The organism is Paenibacillus sp. FSL H8-0259 (assembly GCF_037963255.1).
Classification (GTDB): domain Bacteria; phylum Bacillota; class Bacilli; order Paenibacillales; family Paenibacillaceae; genus Paenibacillus_AQ; species Paenibacillus_AQ phytohabitans.
The window spans coordinates 869,872-886,884 of the sequence record NZ_CP150147.1 but is presented as its reverse complement, the minus strand read 5'-3'; the positions used below and the strand labels follow the sequence as shown (position 1 = coordinate 886,884).

General features: G+C 52.6%; 16 protein-coding genes. 7 read left to right on the top strand and 9 right to left on the bottom strand.

The window, feature by feature from the left end:
• Positions 1-44: 44 nt before the first annotated feature.
• Both NSU01_RS03820 and NSU01_RS03815 read left to right on the top strand, forming a co-directional pair.
• Positions 45-2,207 (top strand): ATP-binding protein, encoded by a 2,163-nt coding sequence (locus NSU01_RS03820; RefSeq protein ID WP_076248105.1) that lies wholly within the window; start codon positions 45-47, stop codon positions 2,205-2,207.
• The gene (locus tag NSU01_RS03815) at positions 2,204-2,896 is read left to right on the top strand and encodes a response regulator transcription factor (protein WP_256704031.1); all 693 of its coding nucleotides are present in this window, start codon (positions 2,204-2,206) and stop codon (positions 2,894-2,896) included. Before NSU01_RS03820 ends, NSU01_RS03815 begins: the two co-directional genes overlap by 4 nt.
• Positions 2,897-2,961: 65 nt before the next feature.
• Here NSU01_RS03815 and NSU01_RS03810 read toward each other — a convergent pair whose 3' ends face one another.
• The 4 genes from NSU01_RS03810 to NSU01_RS03795 form a co-directional block, all read right to left on the bottom strand.
• Entirely contained in the window at positions 2,962-3,531 is a 570-nt protein-coding gene (locus NSU01_RS03810; RefSeq protein WP_076248103.1) for a hypothetical protein, read from the bottom strand.
• Positions 3,532-3,641: 110 nt separating this feature from the next.
• Complete coding sequence (locus NSU01_RS03805) at positions 3,642-3,869, bottom strand: type II toxin-antitoxin system PemK/MazF family toxin (RefSeq protein WP_256704032.1); 228 nt, start codon at positions 3,867-3,869, stop codon at positions 3,642-3,644.
• Positions 3,870-3,962: 93 nt separating this feature from the next.
• Positions 3,963-4,193 carry an AbrB/MazE/SpoVT family DNA-binding domain-containing protein gene (locus tag NSU01_RS03800; protein WP_076248101.1) on the bottom strand — a complete coding sequence of 77 codons (231 nt, stop codon included), beginning with the start codon at positions 4,191-4,193 and terminating at the stop codon, positions 3,963-3,965.
• Between the two features lie 175 nt (positions 4,194-4,368).
• Positions 4,369-5,358, bottom strand: a complete 990-nt coding sequence (locus NSU01_RS03795; protein WP_076248098.1) for a tRNA-dihydrouridine synthase — start codon at positions 5,356-5,358, stop codon at positions 4,369-4,371.
• Positions 5,359-5,667: 309 nt separating this feature from the next.
• On the opposite strand from NSU01_RS03795, the gene NSU01_RS03790 reads away from it, so the two are divergent.
• The 3 genes from NSU01_RS03790 to NSU01_RS03780 all read left to right on the top strand — a co-directional run bounded on the left by NSU01_RS03790 (position 5,668) and on the right by NSU01_RS03780 (position 9,715).
• On the top strand, positions 5,668-6,966 hold the full coding sequence (locus NSU01_RS03790; RefSeq protein WP_076248096.1) for an MFS transporter: 1,299 nt from the start codon (positions 5,668-5,670) through the stop codon (positions 6,964-6,966).
• A gap of 214 nt (positions 6,967-7,180) precedes the next feature.
• Positions 7,181-8,845: a cellulase family glycosylhydrolase gene (locus NSU01_RS03785; RefSeq protein ID WP_076248093.1), complete on the top strand. Its 1,665-nt coding sequence runs from the start codon at positions 7,181-7,183 to the stop codon at positions 8,843-8,845.
• Positions 8,846-8,926: 81 nt separating this feature from the next.
• The gene (locus NSU01_RS03780) at positions 8,927-9,715 is read left to right on the top strand and encodes a nucleotidyltransferase domain-containing protein (protein WP_076248090.1); all 789 of its coding nucleotides are present in this window, start codon (positions 8,927-8,929) and stop codon (positions 9,713-9,715) included.
• Positions 9,716-9,785: 70 nt separating this feature from the next.
• Here the strand turns inward: NSU01_RS03780 and NSU01_RS03775 are convergent, their stop codons facing one another.
• From NSU01_RS03775 to NSU01_RS03755, 5 genes are read right to left on the bottom strand one after another with little or no spacing between them, the layout of a single operon-like run.
• Positions 9,786-10,799 (bottom strand): Gfo/Idh/MocA family oxidoreductase, encoded by a 1,014-nt coding sequence (locus NSU01_RS03775; protein WP_076248087.1) that lies wholly within the window; start codon positions 10,797-10,799, stop codon positions 9,786-9,788.
• Positions 10,796-11,989 carry a radical SAM protein gene (locus tag NSU01_RS03770; RefSeq protein WP_042133462.1) on the bottom strand — a complete coding sequence of 398 codons (1,194 nt, stop codon included), beginning with the start codon at positions 11,987-11,989 and terminating at the stop codon, positions 10,796-10,798. Before NSU01_RS03770 ends, NSU01_RS03775 begins: the two co-directional genes overlap by 4 nt.
• Positions 11,989-13,110, bottom strand: a complete 1,122-nt coding sequence (locus NSU01_RS03765; RefSeq protein ID WP_076248084.1) for a hypothetical protein — start codon at positions 13,108-13,110, stop codon at positions 11,989-11,991. The genes NSU01_RS03770 and NSU01_RS03765 overlap by 1 nt, the downstream gene beginning before the upstream one ends.
• Before the next feature lie 16 nt (positions 13,111-13,126).
• Positions 13,127-14,476 (bottom strand): hypothetical protein, encoded by a 1,350-nt coding sequence (locus tag NSU01_RS03760; protein WP_076248082.1) that lies wholly within the window; start codon positions 14,474-14,476, stop codon positions 13,127-13,129.
• Positions 14,473-14,715: an acyl carrier protein gene (locus NSU01_RS03755; protein ID WP_042133457.1), complete on the bottom strand. Its 243-nt coding sequence runs from the start codon at positions 14,713-14,715 to the stop codon at positions 14,473-14,475. Before NSU01_RS03755 ends, NSU01_RS03760 begins: the two co-directional genes overlap by 4 nt.
• 157 nt (positions 14,716-14,872) lie before the next feature.
• Between NSU01_RS03755 and NSU01_RS03750 the strand changes: the two genes are divergently transcribed.
• Both NSU01_RS03750 and NSU01_RS03745 read left to right on the top strand, forming a co-directional pair.
• Complete coding sequence (locus tag NSU01_RS03750; protein WP_076248080.1) at positions 14,873-15,793, top strand: AraC family transcriptional regulator; 921 nt, start codon at positions 14,873-14,875, stop codon at positions 15,791-15,793.
• Positions 15,771-16,757: a hypothetical protein gene (locus NSU01_RS03745; protein ID WP_076248078.1), complete on the top strand. Its 987-nt coding sequence runs from the start codon at positions 15,771-15,773 to the stop codon at positions 16,755-16,757. The genes NSU01_RS03750 and NSU01_RS03745 overlap by 23 nt, the downstream gene beginning before the upstream one ends.
• Positions 16,758-17,013 lie beyond the last annotated feature (256 nt).

Here is a 17,013-nt window from a genome sequence, read left to right as displayed (position 1 = left end):
AATCAACTCATTTATAGCGAATTTTGTAGATTGGGGTCGGCTTCATGATGAGGGGTATTCTAAGGTTCGTTTCTCGTAATATCTTCTTTCACATAGCGGTTGCCGTTGTTATCGGTCTGGCCATAAGCTATGCCATCGTGCCTGTAACGCCAGGCGCCCCCAAGCTTCGAAGCGAAGAAGGCGTTCTGGATCTAACGCAGGCTTCTATCCTTAAGACTCCGCTAAAGTTGCAGGGGGAATGGGAATTCTACTGGCAGGAGCTGCTCTCGCCAGAGGATATACGGAGCCGGATGGCAAGCGGGGAAATGGCTGACCGGTATATCAGCATCCCCAGCTCTTGGCTAGGATACAAGCTTGATGGTCAAGAGCTGGGAGGGCAAGGCTATGCAACCTTTCGGCTGGTCACCCGGCTTAGCGGGCAGGACAGGAATGAGCGGCTTGCGCTGCGGCTGCCTACCATTTTTCATGCATATAAATTATGGGTGAATGGAGAGCTGCTGGCAGAAGTTGGCGAGGTTGGTCAGGACAAGAGTAGCGTGACACCACGTCTGGCAACGAAGCTGGTGTTCTTCCAGCCCGGGAGCGATACCGTAGAGCTGGTTATACAAGTTGCAAACTTCCATCATAAGCGGGGCGGCATCACCACGTCTATAGAGCTGGGTGGCAGTAACGTATTAGCGGCCAAGACCACTCGGAAGGTTGCCGCAGAGATGTTCATAACCGCAAGCCTGCTGGTCATCGGCGTGTATCATCTGCTACTCTACATGCTGCGGCGCAAGGACAGGGCACCGCTTTATTTTGGACTGTTCACTGTGTTGTTCGGTATCCGGTCCTTGCTGGTCGGCGAGCTCATGTTCACACAATGGTTTCCCCGTTTTCCGTGGGAATTGCAGTTCAAGCTCGAGTATCTGATTCTATGTGTCAGTGGTTATATCATCACCATGTATTTTGAATGCATTTTCCCGAATTATGTATCTCGGTGGTTTCGTCTGGGCAGCCGGATCGTAACGAGCGCACTCTGTCTGGTTGTTATACTGACCCCTGCAATTATATATTCAAGAATGTTACTGCTGATCGGTGTAATCGTTGTTCTGCACATGGTGTATCTGATGGTGGGTCTGGCTGAAGCGGCTGTGCGGCGTATGGAGGGTGCGCTGATCTTCCTGCTCGTGTCGATGGTTGCTCTGGTAACGGTGATCAACGATTTCCTGTATTTCAATGAATGGTCACTCATCGGTAATACCTCTCCGTTTGGGCTGCTCATATTCACGATCGCCCAGATGATTCTGCTGTCTTCCAGATATACGCGGGCGGTAACGAACGAAGAGAGAATTGCACGTGAGCTGTACGAAGCCAATAACAAGCTGACTGAAATGAATTCCAATCTGGAGCAGCTCGTAATGGAGCGTACACATGCCCTATCCGCAGCCCACGAAGACCTCCGCATGTCGTATGAGCGGTTACTTCACTCCGAGCAAGGCAGGAAAAAGCTGCTTGCCTACATTACACATGATCTGCGTATGCCGCTGTCCAGCATGCTTGGTTATGTCGAGGCTGTGATCGACATGGTTAAGCCGGAACGCAATGAACAGTACCTGGAGTATATCCGGGATAACACGGTAAGGATTAACCGCATGATCGGGGAGTTGTCCTTCTTGTCCCATCTGGAGACGGGGCAGGTAGAATACCGTATGGAGCCGGTTCATGTGATTCATTTCCTGCGCGGTTTCTATGAACAATATGAGATGGTAGTGCGTGACGCGGGGCTTGATTTCAACCTGGATACCGGACATACGGAGGATCTGGGAGCCTTCTTGCCTGTTGCAGAGATCGATACGCAAAGATTAACGCAGGCGCTATTTAATCTGGTGTCGAATGCGATGAAGTTCACCTCTAGCGGCGGGATCGTGCGTCTTGCTCTAACCTGGGATGAGGTGAAGGATACCCGCACTGCAATCATTAGCGTACAAGACTCTGGTACGGGCATTCCCCCTGAGCAGCTCGAGCAAATCTTCGACCGCAATTACAGGGTTGACCGGCCGGGTATGGACATGGGAGTAGAGGGCAGCGGCCTTGGGCTGGCGATTTGCAGGGAAATCGTACAAGCGCATGGTGGAACGGTCCGGGCGGAGAGCGACGGCAAGACGGGGTCGGTATTCTATGTATCGCTGCCTTTGTATCCGGGAAGCAGGAAGGTGACAACATGATGGACACGTACAAAATTATGATCGTCGATGATGATCCCCATATCTGTGAGATTGTTCAGGCGTATTGCGAACGGGAAGGCTTCGTATCCTCGTCTAGCCATAGCGGGACAGAAGCCATGCTGCTGCTTGCATCGTTTAATCCGGATCTGATTGTACTGGATGTCCTGCTGGCTAATGAGAACGGCATTGACTGGTGCAGGAACGCACGCAGCTACACGAATGCGCCGATTGTGTTTCTGAGCAGTCAGGAGGAAGACGAGGTGAAGATCAGCGCATTATCTTATGGCGGCGATGATTATGTGACCAAGCCGTTCAGTCCGGGAGTCCTCATGGCCAAGATCAAGGCTCACCTTCGCAGAGTATCGACGGGCAGAAGGGAACAGCTGCTGGAATTACCGGGCTTGACGCTGGATTTCTACGCACAGTCTGTCAACCTGGGCAGTAAAACGATTTTTTTATCGAAGAAAGAGTTCAGTCTACTGTCCTATATGGCACAAAACGTTAATCAAGTCGTCACGGTCGATACGTTGTTTCATCTCATCTGGGGAATGAAGAGTCTGGAGGATACGAGAACGGTCGCCGTACACATCAGTAATTTACGCAAAAAAATCGAGGCTGATCCTGTCAATCCGGAGAGAATCCTTACGATTCGGGGGGCCGGATATATGCTGGTTGCCGGCAAGCGTTGAGCATAGCAATGTTCCCATAATAAAGGTTCAAGCATGAACTCTCGCTTGAACCTTTGGCATACTATTCAGAGCGCCCCCCGCCGCAGCTCATAGAAATACTGCACCACCGGATGCTTCAACCCCATCTTCTCCGTCATACTCAAAATCCGCTTTTTCCCGACTCTGCGATCCACCAGCGCAAGAATATTAAGTACCATGTCCCTGCTCTCCAGGCTCTCCTCAATAGGAGTAGTCAGGAACTTATTCGCGACCACGATGAAATTCGATTTAACGAGTGCAGCCTGCGCTGACATTAGCTCTTTGGCATGCTCTGTACTTAATCTGCTTCTGGCCATTACGATTAGGCGATCCTCCGGCACAGGCCCTTTGGCAGCTTGTCTGACCGCTTCAATGTCGTCCTTACTGACAGGAATGCGGATATCCGGATCATTCTTAATCTCCAGCTCTGTCTGATACCATCGGATCGTGTTCGTTTTATCGCCCATATTGAGCACATTCCTTCTGTCCACTGAGATGTAACAGATTCCCGATTTATCAGGCAGATAACGGTAACCCGGCGCGCGGTATTCTACCGTTCCCTCTAACGCAGGACTGAGAAAGCCCTCCAGCTGCTGCTTCAATTTGCTCCAGGACATGTAATCCCTCCATATGAAAAAAAAGGACTGGCCTGCTGGCTCCGGGTTCCCCCTCCCCATCATCCGGTCCTCAGTCTCATGTCTATTCTATTTCTACTAGGATCAGCGAATCAGTATGTCGAGTTTAGCAGTGACATCTGAAAGAATGCTCTGTGGTACTTTACAGATGAACGCTGCCTGGATTGCCAATCAAGACTCTTTACTTGATCCGCAAGGATAACCCCTTCAAAGGGCAGATCCTGCGGAATGACTACTTCAAACGGGTAGCCCTTTGGTTTAGAAGTTACCGGACAGAGCAAGGAAACTCCGACTTTACCATTATAAGAAGCAGGAGACACGACCAAGGCCGGGCGTTTGCCTGCCTGTTCAGTCCGCTTGCGGGTTGAACTGCAGCCATATCAAGTCACCCCGATCCGGTACATACCCGCCCGTTACCATACTTCCCGTCCTAGCTGCCCGCCTGTAGAGACCTCATTATGGAGATTTTCCGGTGTGACCCGGGACAGGATTTCGTCCAGTGTGGCCGACTTCGGCTTGATGATAAGATGTCCATCTTCCACATCAAGATCGACTTCGGAGCCTTCCTCAATACCGACCTTTAGAGCAAGGGATTTCGGAATGCGAATGCCCAAGCTGTTGCCCCATTTCTGAACCTGAAACATAGAACCGCCTCCTAGAACGTATAAACAAAGTGATTCAAGAAGTCAAATCATGTCGAGGATATATAAAACAGAGGAATGACCTGCTGGCTCCGGACTTGTCCCTTCCCCATCCTCCGATCCTCAGTCTTTTCACGTCTATTCTATTTTCTATCCGGAATTCTACAATCCTGGCCGCCTAATTTCCAAGCTCGTCCGCCCCGTCCTGCTCCCTGCTCCCAAACTCATCCAGCAGCGCACGCACTTCACGGGTAGACTTGGTGTTCATTAAGTTATTTCTAAGCTCACTGGCCCCGCGGAAGCCGCGGACATAGATTTTGAAGAACCGCTGGAGCGGACTAAATGAACGTGGCTTCTGTCCCGAATACTCATCATAGAGATCCAGATGCAGCCGCAGCAGATCAAGTAGCTCCTCACTGCTATGTTCCCTCGGCTCCTGCTCGAACGCAAACGGATTCTGAAAAATCCCGCGCCCGATCATAATCCCATCCACACCATACTCTTCAGCGAGCCTCAGGCCGGTCTGACGGTCGGGGATATCCCCGTTAATGGTCAGCAGTGTATGCGGTGCGATCTCATCACGAAGCTTCTTGATCTCCGGAATCAGCTCCCAGTGGGCATCCACCTTGCTCATTTCCTCCCGGGTGCGCAGATGAATCGACAGATTCACAATGTCCTGCTGCAGGATATGGGTTAACCAGCCTCGCCATTCGCCCAGGTCAGTGAACCCGAGCCTTGTCTTGACACTGACGGGCAGTCCCCCGGCTTTGGCCGCCTGGATAATCTCCGCTGCGAGCCCGGGACGGCAGATCAGACCGCTTCCCTTCCCGTTCTCGGCTACATTCGCTACAGGACAACCCATATTTATATCGATGCCCTTGAAGCCTTCCTCAGCCATGCCGATGCTCATCTGCCGGAAGTATTCCGGCTTATCACCCCAGATATGAGCGACAATCGGCTGTTCATCCTCAGTATAAGTCAGACGCCCGCGCACCGCATGATGCCCCTCCGGGTGACAATAGCTCTCTGAATTCGCAAACTCCGTGAAGAAGACGTCCGGTCTGCCCGCTTCACTTACGACATGGCGAAACACAACATCCGTTACATCCTCCATGGGTGCCAGTATGAAAAAAGGGCGTGGTAGTTCACGCCAGAAATTATTCATCATATTAAAAACCTCTCTATAAATAGCAAGATATTAAAGCAAATTATATCATAATCCCGGAGGAAACATACTTACCCAATTAATTCATGTAAGACGGAACGACTCGCATATGGTAAAATAAAGCAGAATTTACTTTCCAGGTGAATGTAACTTCAAGCGATCAAGAAGGAGAATGAATATGAGAATATGCAGTGACAACGCTCCGTGCAAAGTCTGAACCGGACGAAACTGCACGGAGCGGACTACAGCTCGTCCGTTCGGCTTTGCACTTTCATTGAATCGTTAAGAATTCATTGAAAGAGGAGCAGAGTCATGATAACAAAATTTAAAGTGAACCTCAGGGAGCTTCGTACTTTCCTGATTTTATGGATTACACAGTCATTCTCGGCACTGGGCAGTGCAATGACCGCTTTTGCCCTGGTGATCTGGTCTTATCAGCAGCATGGATCGGCTCTGACCAGTTCTCTGTTGGTTATCTGTTCCTACGCACCTTATGTCCTGCTCAGTATCTTCGCAGGTGCACTGAGCGACCGCTGGAACAAGAAGGCTACAATGCTGATCAGTGACAGCTTTGCGGCACTATGTACCGTTACGGTCCTTATACTGATGACAATGGGTAAACTCCAGATCTGGCATCTGTATCTGATCAATACCTTGACTGGCGTGATGAACACTGTGCAGCAGCCGGCGTCGGATGTAGCGATCAGCCTGCTGGCTCCGCAGCAACACTATCAGAAGGTTAGCGGAATGCGTTCCTTTTCCAACTCGCTGGTTACCATATTGACGCCTATACTCGCTACTTCAATACTTTCCTTCACCAGTATCCGGGTTGTGATCCTGTTTGATCTGATTACCTTTGCCACAGCGTTCACGGCATTGCTATGCTGTGTCCATATCCCGCAGGTTCCTAAGCGGAGCAGCACCGGTAGCGAGACGATATTGCAATCGGCTTCAAGCGGCCTGCGGTATCTCAGGGATAACCGTGGCATTCTGGATTTGATCCTTTTTTTGGCCTTGATCAATTTCACCGCCTCCATTTTCAATGCTGCCCTGCCCGCAATGATGCTCTCACGGACGGGTGGCGGAGAGCTGGCGCTGGGGATGGTCAACACCGTTACAGGGATAGCCCTGATGCTTGGGAGTATTTCAGTTGCTATCCTGCCGCCGCCCAGAAGCCGGGTCCGGGTCATTTGTAATTGCCTGCTTTTTTCCATGAGCACCGAGAATTTCTTCCTTGCCTTTGGCAGAAGCACGCCTATATGGTGTTTGGGTGCAATCCTCGGATGGATATTCATTCCTGTTATGAACGCTAATATGGATGTGCTGTTCCGCTCCACAATTCCAATTGAGATGCAGGGGCGTGTCTATTCGGCAAGGAATACCTTGCAGTTTTTCACCATTCCATTGGGATATCTGTGCGGCGGTATATTGGTAGACAGGGTGTTTGAACCCTTTATGGCAGGGCAGCCGCTAGGCAGCCTGTGGGTGACACTGGTCGGAACAGGCAAAGGCTCCGGAGCAGCTTTGCTATTCCTGGTAATCGGAATCACCGGTGCATTATCTTGTCTGCCGTTCCGGGCGGACAAACATATCTGGAGGTTGGAGGAATAGCTTCTTCTCCCCCAACTTACCCCAACTGCAATTAGCACAGGGTGGCTCTAAGGCTGCCCTGTGCTTATTCAATTTCCGAATATATCCCAAATGAGAATTAACATAAACGTTTCCAATTATTCATAATTCATCCTAATTCAGATGAATACGTTAACATTCGGATCGTATGCTATAAAGTCTGACCTCACTGAAATCACTAAGAGGAGGAAAATGGATGTCGTTCGGGTTCCGGAAGTTGGGTGTATGGTTTGCAGCTTTAATATTGCTGGCAGGTGCTTATGCGTATCCGGGTTATGAAGTGAAGGCTGAAGGGGCAGCAGGCTATTATCACACCTCAGGCAACAAAATCGTGGATTCCGCCGGGAATCCGGTCGTATTCAACGGACTGAACTGGTTTGGCTTCGAAACCGCGAACTACTCTCCGCATGGGCTGTGGTCCCGTTCCATGGATGATGTGCTCGACCAGATCAAGACGGAAGGCTATAACCTGATCCGGTTGCCCTACTGCAACCAGATGTTCGATGCAGGCTCTGCAGCCAATAGTATCGATTATGCCAAGAATCCTGATCTGGCCGGCCTTACGCCGGTGCAGATTATGGATAAACTGATTGAGAAAGCCGGGAACCGCGGCATCCGGATCTTCCTTGACCGGCACCGGCCGGACTCCGGCGGACAATCGGCACTGTGGTATACTGCGGCCTATCCCGAAACCCGCTGGATCAGTGACTGGGTGATGCTGGCCCAGCGCTATGCAGATAATCCTACCGTCATTGGAGCCGACCTGCATAACGAACCGCATGGTACGGCAAGCTGGGGAACAGGTAATCCTGCCACAGACTGGCGGCTGGCCAGTCAACGGGCAGGCAATGCGATTCTCGCCGCGAATCCGAACTGGCTCATTATTGTCGAAGGCATTGAGACCAACGTTCAGGGCAACTCCAGCAGCTATTGGTGGGGCGGTAATCTGACAGGCGTGCGTAATTACCCGGTCACGCTTACTGTGCCGGACCGGGTGGTCTATTCCCCGCATGATTATGGTCCCGGCGTTGCCTCACAGACCTGGTTCAGTGCTGCCGACTTCCCCAATAATCTGCCGAAGCTGTGGGATGATACCTGGGGATACATCAGCAAGGAGCAAATCGCCCCGGTTCTTGCCGGAGAATTCGGCGGGCGCAGCGTAGATACCCTATCGGCGGAAGGGAAATGGCAGCATGCGCTCGTAAGCTACATCGGCCAGAACAATCTCTACTGGACGTACTGGAGTCTGAATCCCAATAGCGGAGATACCGGAGGTCTGCTGCTGGATGACTGGACCTCCTGGAATGCGCCGAAGCAGGCTATGCTGGACCTTATTATGAAGCCGGTCACCTTTACCCCTATTGGTGATCCTGGCGGACCCGGTGAAGGCCCCGGATCTGGCGACCCTCATGCCACACTGCTCTACCATGCCGGTGAGACGGGGACGGCCGTGGGCTCAATCCGGGCGAGTCTACAGCTGAAGAACGAGTCCGGTAGCTCTATTCCGCTGAATGAGCTTACGATACGTTATTGGTACAACAGAGATGGGAATGCTGCACAGACCCTGGAATTTGATTACGCGGTCATCGGCAAAGAAAAATTGCTGACGCAAATCGTCCCCTTGGCTACACCGCGAACAGGTGCAGATACTTATGCGGAGATCGGGTTCACGGCAGGTGCTGGCTCACTCGCAGCTTCCGGCACAACCGGAGATATTCAGTTCCGCATTCACAACACGAATTGGGCGAATCTCAACCAGGCTAATGACTACTCATTCCAGCCCGCCATCATCAGCTACGCCGCGAATGACCGTATCACGATTTATCATCAAGGCCAGCTGATCTACGGAATTGAACCTTAAATGTCTGAATTGACCATAGCTGGTGAGCTGTCTAATGGTTACGCTTAATGTGCAGGAGCACGTTAAGGGAGGATGAAAGAGATGTATGCGCACCATAGACAGACGCTGGAGAAGCTGGTGGAGAAGCAGGCGAAGGACCCTTCCTGCCTGGCAGTAATCACCAGCGGTTCGGTAGCCCAGGGAACCGCCAAGGAGACCTCGGATGTGGATGTTCACCTGGTATTCACCGATGAAGCCTATGAAGAGTATGACCGGAAGAATAAGCTGTCCTACGTGGACCGGGAAGTCAGTACCTATGAAGGCGGATACGCCGATATCAAGGTGATCAACCTCCGGTTCCTGGAGCTTGCCGCGGGGCGGGGTAACGAGCCGACGAGGTATGCTTTTACCGGTTCAAGCGTTCTATTCTCCAGAATCCCGGAGCTGGGTGAACTGGTTGCCCGAATTCCGCTCTATCCTGAAGAGAACCGAGACCGTAATCTGCGGGACTTTTGCGCCCAGATCTTCCTGTATGCTTTTTATTTCGCCAAAGAAGCGGCCCGGAAGAACGACGCCTACCTGCTCGCTCACACGGCCAGCAACCTGGTCTTCTTCAGCGGGAGAATGATCCTGGCTTATAACCGGATGCTCTTTCCAAGCCACAAGGGGCTGCTGGATGCCGTTGAGGCTGCAGAAGCTAAGCCGAAGGACTTCCGTAAGCTCGCTGCAGAGCTGCTGCAGTCGCCCGGCGCCGATAAGAGTATGCGCTTCGCTGCGAAGATGCTGGCTTTCTATAATCACGGCCTTACCTTCGAGCAGGCGCTGGGCATTTATGTGCTGAGCAACGAGCGCTCCTGGATAGAGCAGCCTCCTTCCTTGCAGGACCGTTAACAACAAACAGCGACTCTCCAATGATGGAGAATCGCTGTTTTGACGTTTGGGCCAGGGGCAGATTGCTTCTTCATAGATAAACCCGGTGCTGCTGCGCCTCGGCCATGATCAGGGATTGCAGGTGTACCCGTTCCCATGTAGCTTCCAGCTGCTCCGCCCTTTGCCCGCTCATTATTTCTGCGAAAGCCTCCAGCTGATTGACATAATAGTTCATCGGCGCGAATTCACACAGGGTGCTGCGGTTGTCTGGCAGATCATGCCGTATTTTGATTTTGTAGAAGCCTTTGACCGGCCGGAAGAAATCCGGGACCGTCAGCACTGTCTGCGCGAAATGCAGGGTATGCGAAGCCCGGAAGGGCAGCTCGAAGGAAGTCAGACATTCAGCTTCCAGACCGTTCTCATATTGCAGCGCCGCCTGAAAGGTCCAGTCACAGCCCTCCGGCCCGTCAAACGCCGACTGCGCCCTGATTTCACTAGGCTGAAGACCGACAAGGGTCTGCAGGAACTGCAGCCAATAGCAGCCCAGATCGGCAAAAGCGCCTCCGCCCTTCGCCTTGACACTGCGGTAATTCCCGGCATATCTGTCCTTGGCAGGCATGGATATTCTTGTACTGATCTTATAGAGCGGGCCGAATTGCCCGGAGTCGACTATGGATTTCAAGGCTTGCTGCCAGGGGTGGAAGGCAATCATCAGACCTTCGGCGAGCTTCGGAGCGGCGGAGCTTTCTTTTAGCATCCGTAACTGTTCAACTTCTTCGGGATGCAGGCACATCGGCTTCTCTACCAATACATGCTTCCCCGCCTCCAATGCCCGGACTGCCCATTCTGCATGAAGGTCATTGCTGAGTGCAATATATACCCCCTCCAGATCGCCAAGCTCCAGCAGATCCTCCAGACTGCCCGCCACATAAGGAATATGGTAAGCCTCTGCCAGTTTCACTGCCTTTTCCAATGTCCGGTTGGCAATTGCGGTTATCCGCACCTTCTCCACAACCTGCGCTGGCTCCAGCATGGCAGGTACAGCAATATTCGAGGCACCCAGGATACCGAGCCTATAGGCAGGCTGATCACACCCGTTCTTCATACATGCGTCAGGGCAGCATAGGTATTCAGGTACAGCACATTACATTTGGAGCAGGCCGGCGACAAGCCTTCATCCAGAATCCGCCGCAGCCTGTCGTAGCGGGCTGAATTCCATATTTCCGTCAGCGGTTGCTCTTTCACATTGCCAATGGCCAGCTCGCCAAAAAATTTGCAGGCACTGACCATGCCATTCGGAGCAATATCCACCCGGGTACTGAGCGCCAGACATTTCGATGTACTGCGGGAGAGCATCGGCTTGCCCGCCACAAAATCCTCGATTTCATCAAAGTCGAGCCCCGGCTGGTAACGGATTCGGGTATTATGCCAGGTGTTGCTGTTGATCCGCTTCAGGTCTTCGGTCAGCCTTGTGACATTCTCCGGTTTGATATGGTATTTGAAGGCATGCCAGCTGCTCCGGTGATCCGGCGGAAGCTCCGCCAGCCACTGGAAGTGTTCATCGTAGAAGCGGTCCATTTCCAGGCTCGTGTCCGCAGAGATATACCACGGGAAGCAGAGCAGTACCAGATCGACGCCCTTGTGCTCAAAAAACTCCACCAGCTCATACAATCTGCCGATCATATTGTCATTAATCACATTGTGCACAGAGATCCGGCCGCGGAAGCGGCCTTGCCTGCGCAGCTCGAGCAGCCGTTCGACGCTCTCGATCACCTTCTGAAAGGAGCCTTTGCCGCGCAGCAAATCATGCTCCGCCTCGAACCCCTCGATCGGAATCAGCAGCTCCAGGTTGTCAGAGATTGCACACAGCTCCTCTTCATACTTAGGAATCAGATAGGCATTGGTACAGATCGTGGTGTCCCGGGGATGCTCTTGCAGGAGCTCCAGAATCTGCTTGGTATTCCGGTGAAACAGCGGCTCGCCGCCCCATAAATACAGGCGGGACTGCGCTTCATCTGTCTCCTCGAGCAGCCTCCGGATCATCTCCACATCCATATCGAGATTCTGCTCGGCGGTGTCCATATCATGATGATAGCCGGATTCATTCCACTGGTAGCAATGCTTGCAGCGGAGATTACAGCGGTTGGTCAGCTTCAGGGACATAATCTCCGGCATAACGGTTTTGAACCCTGGATCTAGCTTGCGTTCCCTGTGCGGGACCACCACATTCTTAATCGTACGTTTCAGGGCCTCAAAGGACTTGGCGTCCAGGCTCACTCTACTGGTAGGCTGCATTAGCTTCTCCCTTCTGCTGCGGATAGCTGCTCCGCATAGCTTGCCGCATAATCCGGGTACCGGCCCTTGGCTGACTGGAGGTTATCCGCCAGCTTCCGCAGTGCCTCACGGTCAAAGCCCATCTCGGCCCAATCCCCGTAACGGATGCCGTAACCCAGCTCCACCCACAGATCGCTGTTAATCTTCTCATGCGGGCCGAAAGGGTCCAGCAGCACCAGCGGTGTGCCCGAAGCCAGGGAATCAATCAAGGCCCCTCCACCCGGTTTGCTGATGACTGCGGATGCCTGCCGGATGACGCCATACATCCCGTCCTGGTAGTTACGGCAGGGCGGATAGTGGTCCGGCTGGCTGACGGTTACTTCTGCAAAAGGCGGGAAGGTATACTGCCCGCTGCTGTCACGCTTCCAGGTCCGCCACTCCGGATCGTTCATATAATAACGTCTTCCATGGACGGCATCTCCAATCTCCTGAGGACTGTACGCGGCAATATCCAGTTCATACCCTGCCGACTCCAGGCTATCAAACTTCTCGCGGAAGGTGCCAATTCCCCAGCCGCCGCCGTGAACAACCAATCTCCCGTTCCTGGCCCCAGCGGGCAATGCCTCCGCGGGTCCGGCATCTATGCTGCATAGAATCTCCCTTGCCGCAGGGTCATACATACTTACTTCGCGGTAGCCTTCCGCGTAACCGGGATTCAGCCTGCGGAGATTCTTCCATGACGGCGAGAGGTCGGCATCAATATAGAGCAGGTCAGCCTCCACAGGAAAGCCGGCCAGTTCACGGTACCTGTCCATGACATGCACCCAATGCCCGGATAATACAATGAAGCGCTGCCGTTCTTCCTGCTTCCATTGCTGTAATAAATGTTCCACGGCCGCAGCATCCAGGCTGCCCCGGATATCACCCGGTATTTTCTGCGAGGTCAAGGCTACGGCGAAGCTCTGCTGGTACGCTTTGCGGCTGTTGTCTGTCTGCTGTTTTTTGCTGTCGGACATGAGTGTTTCAAAAACCTCAATCTCCGCCTGGATGCCAAGTGCGGTAAATCTCCGTTCCATCAGCAGGCCGGGGACATAGAAGCCCAGACCAAAACCAGAGCATAGAATCGTCACGGTGTTATTCATTGGAGGGTCCCTTTCTTTATCGCAGTATAGTGTAGCCCGAGCGCAGAAGCGATTCGTCCAGCTTGCGGGTGAGTCTGTGCTTACTGTCTTCATCCCGGTAAGCGAGTGCTGCATACAGCTTGCCCTTAGTGGAACCGGCAGACCGGGACGGGTCAGGAGGCTGAAGTGTGCCCGAAGCCAAAGGAATCACGCCTTCCCCCGCTCCCAGCGAAAATAATATGCCTTCCCGCTCAAGCCGCCCCAGCAGATCTGCATAATGAACCTCGCCCATGGTTGCCAGCGGCACCTGTAACAGGCAGGTATGCATTCCTTCCTGCTTGAGCTGGCGGTCTACATTATGCTTGATCAGACTCATCGACTTCCGGGCATTGATCTCGACCAGAGGGGCGAGGCTTCCGTCACGCAGCAGCATGGAATCGACGCATACATCACCGAAGTAACCGTCTGCATACAGCTCCCGCCCAATGCTGTGCATGATCTCCCAATAGTCTTCCCGGTCCAGCCTTTCGAGCAGAGCCGGCTCCGGGGAGTGGGACTCTCCGAAGGCAAAACCATGGTTGACCAGCTGCTGAACGGACAATATCGAGATCCGGCCTTCCGGGTCAATGTGAAATTGGCAGGAGAAGTCGGTCTCCCGGTCCAGCAGCGGCTCGAGCACAAACTTTATTCGTTTGTCCTGGTTCCGGCTGGATTCCAGGTACCCGGCAATCCGGCGCAATATCCGCTCAGAGTCCACGAGCTGATTGCCTTTGCCGGATACACCATACTCATCCTTGATCAGAAAAGCCCCCTCCTCCAGCAGCGCTTGTCCTGATTGCAGCAGCTCTTCCGCGCTATGGACAACAACAGCGATATTCGGCAGCAGCAGCCTGTCCCGCATAGCAGCAGAGTAGGTTTTGGTATTCACTTTGCGCACAGTCTGTTCATCCGGGAGAGCGGGCTGAAGCTTATACCGCTTAACCGCCTCATGCGTTCCGGGAAGCACGGCAAAGGGCTCAAGCCATGATCCTTCCGGTATTAACCTGTCCGGCTCCTGCCCGGGGTTCAGCCTGCCCAGCAGCTCGAATACATTCATTGCATTCAGTGCGTTCTGTGCTGTGCCAGGTGCCTCCACGCCCAGGGTTAATGGATTCATATTGGTCTTGAATGAATAATTGAGAGATTGCAGATAGTCATATTGAGCCTTGTCCATCCCATGGCGGGTTAATAGAATATCTCCGCTCCCGCAGAAGACAAACAGCAGTTCATCCATGGCCTGCACGATAGCCAGAGCCTTCGCATCAGGAACGGATGGCAGAGCAGCCAGGTCTTCCTCCCGCCAGTACCGTTCCGACTCCAGGCTGCCGCAGTGTACAGCGTGCTTCATCGTACAGCAAGCTCGGCGACATACGCGGAGAAGCGGTCCACCGATTTCAAATGTTCAAGATCAAAGGTATCAAAGTCTACTTCGACATCGAATTCGTCTTCGATTCTCAGAATAAAGTTGATGATTTGCAGCGAATCCAGTGCGGCATCCAGCGTCAGATCGGAAGCTCCGCTCAGCGTCTGAAGCAGGCCCGGCTCCTCCTTGATTTCCGCGATAATCTCAATAACCTTTTGCTGCATGTGTATACCCCTTTCAGTAGGCATGATAGGAATGAATAGGATGAATATACCAAATAGTGTACTGTTAATATATGGTTGAATACGCCAAAATATTCAGATATACTAGGATGGATTCCAGATGTCTATCTTAAGGAAGCAGGAAACGGAGGTTTGTGTTATGGAAGTTTTTCCGGTCTTTACTGGGGAATATCTATTTGACTCCTGTTCGCCGGTACAAATGCTCCTGACTCAGGAAACGGTCACTTCCGTACGTCATCAGCACGATTTTGTAGAGCTCGCCTATGTGGTTCAGGGGGAAGGCATCCACCAAGCGGATGAGGATAAAATGCAGGTTATGCAAGGGGATTTGTTAGTTATACCGCCCGGGGTTTCCCATGTCTTCCAGCCGCAGGATCTGACCGGTGCAGAGCCGCTCCTCATCTACAATTGTATGCTCAGGCCTGAGCTGGGCAGGATGCTCAGGAGGCTGCCGGAACCCTTTTCTGAAGAAGAGATGTTCCCGCTCCTGGAGCTTCTGGAGGTCAAGCAATGGTTCGGGTATAGGGAGAGCAGCATGGAGCTGGCCTTATTGCTCCGCCGTATGCATGAGATGCAGAGCTGCGGCTCACTTAGGGACCAACAGCAGCTATACCCGTTGCTGTTCGAACTGGCAGACCTCATAATGCCCGCAGCCGCCCTTCCGTTCGCTCAGGAGCCCGAAATAGACTATGATCCGCTGCATGACGTCATTCTGTATATGATCAGTCATTTCAGAGAGAAAATCACACTGAAGGAGATGAGCCGCCAAATTGCGGTGAGCTCCCGCCAGTTTCAGAGATTATTCAAAATTAAGACCGGCAGGTCCTATATCCAGATGCTCCAGGAAATCCGCATGAAATATAGCTGCCTCCTGCTGATGTTCACAGAGCTTGGGATACAGTCCATTGCCCTGGAGGTCGGAATTTATGACATGAAATATTTCTACCGGCTATTTCGTGAATATAGCGGTATGACTCCTGCCTCTTATCGAAACCGGTTGCAGAGTCACTTTTTGTCGGCAAAGGAGATGATGAGCAGTGCTGAACATTGCTCCCATTAAGAGTACGCCCTATCCTACCCTGCGCAGCTGTATTGATGACTGTATCCAGTCTGTCGCAGAGTGGCAGGGCAAGGACAGCAAGTGCATGTACGGCAATGCCTGGCAGATGTCCTTCGCAGAACTGCAGTCCCCGGATCAGCCGTTAATTGAGCGGTTAGTGCTGCCGCGGATCAGTACAGACTCTCTCTCTGCATACCATGGCCTTATGTTCAATTACATAGAACGAAAGGGTCCGGCCATGGATAAGAACTTTCTACTGGACCTCCTGGAGAGCCGGCTGTCTTCGGGAATGCCGGTGCTGGTCGGCTTCGATTCCTATGACTGCCCCTGGTGTGTGGCCTTCCGCAGGCTGCATACCAGCCATGCCTGTCTCGCTGTTGGACTGGACCGGCCCGGCAATATCATCTATCTGACGGATGCCTACTATGGCAAAGAGCTTGAAGCAATAGATTTCGATATCCTCGAGCAAGCCTGCCATTTCTATGCCATCTTTGAGCTTTGTGATACTTCGCGTTCCTACACAGATTGGCAGACAACACTTCATGAAATGCTGACGAATCCAGCCAATCAGGTTCAGCCCGGCGAGGTTGCTGCTAACCTCAGATCCTATGCCGGGACCTACCTGCATACAGGGCTTCCCGCCGATCATTCTGCCGAAGCCGGTTCCCGCTTCAAGCTGTACGCCAACGCCCTGCCCATCAGCCGGATCCGGTTCAGCCAGTTCCTGCAGCTGCTTAACCGCGAGGCTTCTGTACCTGCACTCTCCCGGGCCGCCGAGGGCTACCGTCATGCAGGAGAGCAGTGGGATCTGATCAATCAATTCATGATCAAGGTGATGTGCTCCGGCAATAAGCCGGCCGGGCGGGAGAAGATTCACAGAAGAATGTGTGAAGTCATCAGCCTGGAGGAGCAGCTGCTGGAGGAATTGGTACAATTGACGATGCAGGCTGGACGGGCCCGGTAAGTTCGTCAGCAAGCATTATTGATTCTCTATGATGAAGCATAAGTACAAAAAAGAAGACCCCAGGACTTGCAGTTTCCTGGGGTCTTCTTTTCATTTTGGGGGAAATAGGTTGAAATTGGTGGATTTCCACATTAATATTATGTCAAATCTGTCTCCCGCCATCTGTATCACCTTTACCTGCCCTCACCAACCAAGCCACCTACAAATCACTTGCTTTTTGACAACAACTGGCTCTATCCTCTCTGGAAAGTGTAAT

What these genes read in the sequence shown, in the direction of transcription:
- NSU01_RS03770 (WP_042133462.1), bottom strand. Translation starts at nt 11,989, where the DNA reads ATGCAGCCTACCAGTAGAGTGAGCCTGGACGCCAAGTCCTTTGAGGCC.
- NSU01_RS03800 (WP_076248101.1), bottom strand. Translation starts at nt 4,193, where the DNA reads ATGTTTCAGGTTCAGAAATGGGGCAACAGCTTGGGCATTCGCATTCCG.
- NSU01_RS03755 (WP_042133457.1), bottom strand. Translation starts at nt 14,715, where the DNA reads ATGCAGCAAAAGGTTATTGAGATTATCGCGGAAATCAAGGAGGAGCCG.
- NSU01_RS03750 (WP_076248080.1), top strand. Translation starts at nt 14,873, where the DNA reads ATGGAAGTTTTTCCGGTCTTTACTGGGGAATATCTATTTGACTCCTGT.
- NSU01_RS03775 (WP_076248087.1), bottom strand. Translation starts at nt 10,799, where the DNA reads ATGAAGAACGGGTGTGATCAGCCTGCCTATAGGCTCGGTATCCTGGGT.
- NSU01_RS03815 (WP_256704031.1), top strand. Translation starts at nt 2,204, where the DNA reads ATGATGGACACGTACAAAATTATGATCGTCGATGATGATCCCCATATC.
- NSU01_RS03790 (WP_076248096.1), top strand. Translation starts at nt 5,668, where the DNA reads ATGATAACAAAATTTAAAGTGAACCTCAGGGAGCTTCGTACTTTCCTG.
- NSU01_RS03820 (WP_076248105.1), top strand. Translation starts at nt 45, where the DNA reads ATGATGAGGGGTATTCTAAGGTTCGTTTCTCGTAATATCTTCTTTCAC.
- NSU01_RS03765 (WP_076248084.1), bottom strand. Translation starts at nt 13,110, where the DNA reads ATGAATAACACCGTGACGATTCTATGCTCTGGTTTTGGTCTGGGCTTC.
- NSU01_RS03785 (WP_076248093.1), top strand. Translation starts at nt 7,181, where the DNA reads ATGTCGTTCGGGTTCCGGAAGTTGGGTGTATGGTTTGCAGCTTTAATA.
- NSU01_RS03795 (WP_076248098.1), bottom strand. Translation starts at nt 5,358, where the DNA reads ATGATGAATAATTTCTGGCGTGAACTACCACGCCCTTTTTTCATACTG.
- NSU01_RS03810 (WP_076248103.1), bottom strand. Translation starts at nt 3,531, where the DNA reads ATGTCCTGGAGCAAATTGAAGCAGCAGCTGGAGGGCTTTCTCAGTCCT.
- NSU01_RS03780 (WP_076248090.1), top strand. Translation starts at nt 8,927, where the DNA reads ATGTATGCGCACCATAGACAGACGCTGGAGAAGCTGGTGGAGAAGCAG.
- NSU01_RS03760 (WP_076248082.1), bottom strand. Translation starts at nt 14,476, where the DNA reads ATGAAGCACGCTGTACACTGCGGCAGCCTGGAGTCGGAACGGTACTGG.